Origin of the sequence: Clostridioides sp. ZZV15-6388, from assembly GCF_020657755.1 — a bacterium.
Classification (GTDB): domain Bacteria; phylum Bacillota; class Clostridia; order Peptostreptococcales; family Peptostreptococcaceae; genus Clostridioides.
Map to the genome: position 1 here is coordinate 1 of NZ_JAGWCU010000064.1, position 5,969 is coordinate 5,969.

The 5,969-nt window shown below is 27.8% G+C and carries 2 protein-coding genes and 1 pseudogene; 1 reads left to right on the forward strand and 2 read right to left on the reverse strand.

Going from position 1 to position 5,969, the window contains the following annotated elements; translation table 11 throughout:
• Positions 1–84: 84 nt before the first annotated feature.
• Positions 85–2,964: an EAL domain-containing protein gene (locus KGF48_RS19560; protein WP_227868490.1), complete on the reverse strand. Its 2,880-nt coding sequence runs from the start codon at positions 2,962–2,964 to the stop codon at positions 85–87.
• Between the two features lie 1,073 nt (positions 2,965–4,037).
• On the opposite strand from KGF48_RS19560, the gene KGF48_RS19565 reads away from it, so the two are divergent.
• Entirely contained in the window at positions 4,038–5,576 is a 1,539-nt protein-coding gene (locus KGF48_RS19565) for an ABC-F family ATP-binding cassette domain-containing protein (protein ID WP_227868491.1), read from the forward strand.
• A 177-nt stretch (positions 5,577–5,753) separates the two neighbouring features.
• Here the strand turns inward: KGF48_RS19565 and KGF48_RS19570 are convergent.
• Positions 5,754–5,843: pseudogene (locus KGF48_RS19570) on the reverse strand (DNA-binding response regulator); the annotation flags it as partial.
• Between the last annotated feature and the right edge of the window lie 126 nt (positions 5,844–5,969).

The window sequence follows — 5,969 nt, forward strand, 5'->3', positions numbered from 1 at the left end:
TTTATATATTTATAAAATTACAATCATTACTTAGTAATTAATATTAGATGTATTTCTCTACATACATATATTATATATATTCTTTTATATACCTTTAAATTTATCTACGTTTTTAAGAAATATATCTTTTGGCATAGGCTTTGCATACAAATAACCTTGTGCATAATAACAATCAATACTCATTAAAAATTCTGCCTGTTCTATCCTCTCAACACCCTCACAAATCACCTCTAATCCCAAGTCATTTGCCATCTCAACTACTTTACTAATAATCTTACCTACTTTACCTTTTCCTTCAGAATTATCTAAGAGAGATTTATCTATTTTAAGAATATCTACAGAAACTTGATTTAGAAGATGTAATGAAGAATATCCGGAACCAAAATCGTCAACAGAAATTAAAAAACCAAGCTCCTTAATCTCATTTATCATATCATTTGATATACTATCATTTTCAAATAGACTTTCAGTTATCTCAAGTTCAATTCCACTTTTAGGTATATCATATTTAGCAAGCAAATTTTGTAATCTATTTATATAATCTTTTTTCTGAAAATGTACTCTTGATTGATTTACAGAGATTGAAATGGGTTTAACTCCAGAATCTATCCAAAACCTTGTCAACTTACATACTTCTTCTAACACAAAAAAATCAACCTCTATAATTCCACCACTCTTTTCAAGTATAGGAATAAATTCTCCTGGATTCATAAATCCAAGTTCTTTATGATTCCACCTAACAAGTGCTTCTGCACCAATAATGTTATTTGTTCTCATATCAAACTTAGGTTGATAATAAACCTGAAATTCATTATGTTCTAATGCATAATCTATTCTATCAACAATTTCTTTTTCTTTGTTAAGACTTTCTCTGAGAGATTCATCAAAATATATAATAGATGAATTACTTCTTTTTGCTTTTCTTCTAGCAATTTCAGCATAATCAATAGCTTTTGTAATAACAATGTCTTCATCTTTGATAATATATACTCCAAAGTTTGCCTTTACTTTAATGCCAATCCCCTTAACTTCAAAGTATGAAATACTTTTACTTATATCAATAAGAGTTAATTCCAAATCTTTTTTTAAATCATAAGGTAAAAGTAAAAGAAAATGGTCCGCTTTTACATGAGCTATTAATGCCCTGTCTCCAATAACTCTATTCAAAACTGATGCAATTTCTTTTATAATCATATCTCCAGAATCTCTACCATAATTTTCATTTATGATAGCAAACTTAGATATATCAAAAGCAATTACTGCATAAAATTTTTCTCTATGCTTTTCTAGAACTCGTGGTGCTTGTTCTTCAAATCCATTGTAATTCCAAACTCCATTCTCTATATCTTTAAATGCCAAATTAAAAATATGAGTGGAATGTCTTTTGTTGATTGCAATAACATAAGAAAGTACTGCTATTATAACTAAAAAGAAACAAAAAGAAATTAAAACTGTTTGAACTGGATGCTGATGAATATACTGTGATAAACTAATTTTATAGTCTTGAAAAATTGTATGCTTTGCAATAATTTCTGAATACTCATCTTTATTAAGTGCATTTATTCTCTTATCCAAAATGGAATATAATGTTGGATTTATATTTTTTCCAACACCTAAAGATATATTAGTTTTATAATCATTAACTAGAATTGCTTTTAAATTATTATAATCTTTTTGTATATAGTCTTCAGCAGAATATGTATTTACAAATGCAGCATCTGCATCTCTACTTTTCACTGCATTTATAGCTTTTTCTTCAGATTTATATCTTTGAATGTTGATACCTTTATAGTGTTCTTTGAGATACTCATCATTGAATGTATCGCTCTCAGCAACAGCTATATTATCAAATTTAGTATTTTTGTAATTTTTAGTTATCATGCTATAGTTCAATGTCATATAAGGAGATGTAATCTTAATACCATTCTGCTCTGCCCATCCATAATCCGAATTAAAAAAACATATAACATCTGCCTTCCCCTCTTTTACCATATCAATCGATTCTTTATATGAATTAGCTTTTACATACTCTATACTTAATCCAAGGTCTTTTACAATTAAATTAAATATATCTGGTACAATACCTTTAAGTCTACCTGTATCTAAATATGATAATGGATTGGAGTTTGGCATACTTACTACACGTATATGATTATTTCTTTTTAAGTAATCTCTTTCTTCCCTAGAAAGAATAGATGTATCTTTATTACTAGACTGATAGTACTTACTATATAAATTAAACTTATATGCCGGATTATCCATTTCAATATCTTCTAAAGCTTCATTTACCTCTTGTAACAGTTCATTATTGCCTTTTTTTACAATACAATAAAATGGAGATGGAGAAAATTGCGCAATTACGTTTTCGTTTTTGACTTTTCTCAAACTACTAGTTAATATTGCATCTACTTTTTCACTTTTTAATGCATTTTCCAATTCTTCCTGATTTTTAAAATATTTAGACGTATAATTAAATCCTTTTTCATTTGCAAATTTCTTTAAATGTTCATTTCTACTATTTCCATAAAGTAGTCCAACCTTTATTCCATTAAAATTTTTATAATCATTTGGTGTATACTTTGAGTTTCCGCTTTTTATTGTAAGTCGTGCATAACTACTTCCCATAGGTACTTCTGAAAAATCAAATTTCTCAGCACGTTCTTTTGTATATTGTGCAGAAGTAAGTAAGTCAATCTGTCCATTTTCTAACATAGTTTGACATTCTTCCCATGTACCAGATACATATTCATATGTCCAACCAGTATGCTTTGCAATCTCATGAAGATATTCATATCCATACCCATTTCTATTTCCATTTTTATCATAATCATGATATCCTTCAAAATCAAAAAAACCTACTTTTATAACACGATTTTCTGTCTTTGCAAGTGATTGTATTGGAAAACACATAAATATCATACAATTAATTAAAAATACGATGAAAATCAGTCTCTTAATTGACACAAACTTTAGCCCCCCTCATATAAAATCTTCTCTCAAATTATTTATAATCATTCTAATAATAAATTACTTAGATTTATATCATGCATAAACTTATCATTACACTTAATACTAAAAAAATATATGTTTATCTAAGAATAAATAAACATATATTTTTAGTGGTTACTCTGAGTGTATAAATTTATATAGTCATTATATATTTTTATTTATTATAATTATATAAATATCTTAGCATACCATTGAAAGTTCAACAATACTACACCTTTGATTTTATAAGTTGCAATATTTTATGAATATACTTTGCACTGACAAAACAGGAACTTTGACTCAAGATAAAGTAATCCTAGAATACACTCTTGATATTCATGGAAACTAATACTTTTAACAACAATCGGAATTACAATTGGGACTATTATACCTTATACATCATTTGGAAATGCTATTGGTATGATTTCACTTCCAAATATTTACTTTATAGGGTTGATTTTTACTATCTTATATGGTATTAGTAACTATGTTAAAAAAAATCTTTGTAAAAAAATATGGAGAATTGCTATAATTTAAACCTATTGTATTATAAAAGTTGTCATGTGAAAATATCTTTTATGTTGACTATGATTAAGTATTATGATACCATGATTTAAGCTATAATTAGTAATATATGTATTAAATTAAATAAGAAAAAATCAAAAGTACAATAGTACAATTTAAATATAAATGAATTAGAATTAATATTGAGATTAGGATGTGAACAATTATGGTTTATATAAAATTAGTTAAACTTGTTAGAAAACTTAACTCTACACAAATGTATACGATGAAGCGTTGTGTAGAGGTTAATCTGGAAGCTTAAAGCTTCTATCTTCATCGGCAAATATAGGTTTAGTGTAGCTTTTTAACTATGCTTATTTAAATTTACCTATTTGCCGATAGATATATAGATTTTACGGCCATAGATAGCAATGCTTATCTATGGCCTTTTGTTTTTCCAAAAGCAGAGGTCGGCATTTTATAATGCTATTCCTCTGCTTTTTTTATTTTCATAAAATTTTTATAGTAAAAAAGGAGTTTGAATTATGAGTTTATTAAAAGTAAATAATTTATCACAATGTTTTATGGAGAAATCACTGTACGAAAAAGCTGACTTTGATTTATTCAAAGGCGAACATATAGGTGTGGTTGGCCAAAATGGTGTAGGTAAAAGCACCTTAATTAAAATTTTATTAGGAGAAGTTATCCCTGATACAGGAGAGATTAAGTGGCAACCTAATATTAAAATAGGTCATCTGGACCAATATGCAGATATTAATAGAGATACAACAATATCACTGTATTTGCACACTGCATTTGAAGACCTCTATAAAATAGAAAAAGAAATGAATTTGCTATATCAGGAAAGTGCTATATCTGGAAATGAGCAACAACTTATTAAGGCATCAACTTATCAAGAGCAATTAATAGCAAGTGACTTCTACTCTATAGACAATGAAATAAATAGGGTAGCAAATGGTCTTGGGCTAGATTCAATAGGAATGAATCGTATTATTGGGGAACTTAGTGGGGGGCAAAGAGCAAAAGTAATTATGGCAAAATTATTACTTTCTAATTATGAAGTTTTATTATTAGATGAACCAACAAATTTTTTAGACAAAGAACATGTTGAATGGCTTGCGAATTATCTAAATACATTTAGAGGTGCATTTATTGTAGTCTCACATGATTTTGACTTTCTAGAAAAAATCTCCACAGGTATTCTCGATATAGAATTTGGAATGATTAAAAAGTATCATGGAAAGTACTCAGAATTTCTTAAACAAAAATCACACTTAAGGGAGGATTATATTAGAAAATATCAAGCACAACAAAAGAAAATAGAAAAAGAAGAAACATTTATACGTAAAAATAAAGCTGGTGTAAATTCAAAAATTGCAAGAGGAAGACAGAAACAATTGGATAGAATAGAAAGAATAGCTCCTCCTAACTTTACAGGAAAACCGTGTATCCAATTTGCAGAAATTGAAATGTCTGTACAAAACGCACTTACAGTAACTAATCTTGAAGTTGGATACTATTATCCATTACTTCCAAAATTAAATTTTTCTGTTAATACAGGTCAAAAAATAGTTATAACTGGATTCAATGGAATTGGTAAATCCACTTTGCTAAAAACATTGGTTAAAGATATTCCTTGTATTTCTGGAAACTTCATCTTCTCAGCGCAGATAAAAATTGGTTATTATGAACAGGATTTAAAATGGGAAAATCCTACTAAAACACCACTTCAAATAATGGCAGATAAGTATCCAAAATTAAGTACAAAAGAAATCAGACGCTCTTTAGCCAAGTGTGGTGTAAAAGAAGAACATGTTTCAAGAAGTGTTTCCACTCTAAGTGGAGGTGAACAGTCTAAAGTTAAATTATGTTGTATGATGCTATCCCCTTGTAATTTCTTGATTTTAGACGAACCAACTAACCACTTTGATGCAGAAACAAAAGATGCTTTACAAAATGCTTTGAAACAATTTAAAGGAAGTATTATTTTGGTTTCTCACGAAGAAAAGTTTTATAAAGGTTGGATTGACAAGGTATTTAATATAGAAAAACAATTGATATAAATTCCTATACTATTAGGAGATATTATGTTTATTGACAATACTAATTATTAATTATTTTTAATATTTCAGTATCTCTTGTATTTGTTATATTTGAGACTATAAATATTTTACTAAAGTATAAATATATTAATAGGCACTCATAAATGGGTGCCTAAAAAACAACTACTAGAATTCAGTCTAATCAACTCTATTCACAAGCTTATATCCAAGCCCTTTGACTGTTATAAGTATTTTAGGATTTGAAGGATTATCTTCAATCTTTTCTCGTGAACTACCATCCACTTAACTACCTACGGTAATGTTTGAAGTGGTGGCTTCTTGGTCAAGATAACTATTGTTATCAGTATCTCCAAGCTATTAGGCTAGTTCCTAACCCTTATGATTACCATTTAT

Bases quoted from the DNA above. Each gene is read 5' to 3' on its own strand.
- KGF48_RS19565 (WP_227868491.1), top strand. From the start codon at position 4,038: ATGAGTTTATTAAAAGTAAATAATTTATCACAATGTTTTATGGAGAAA.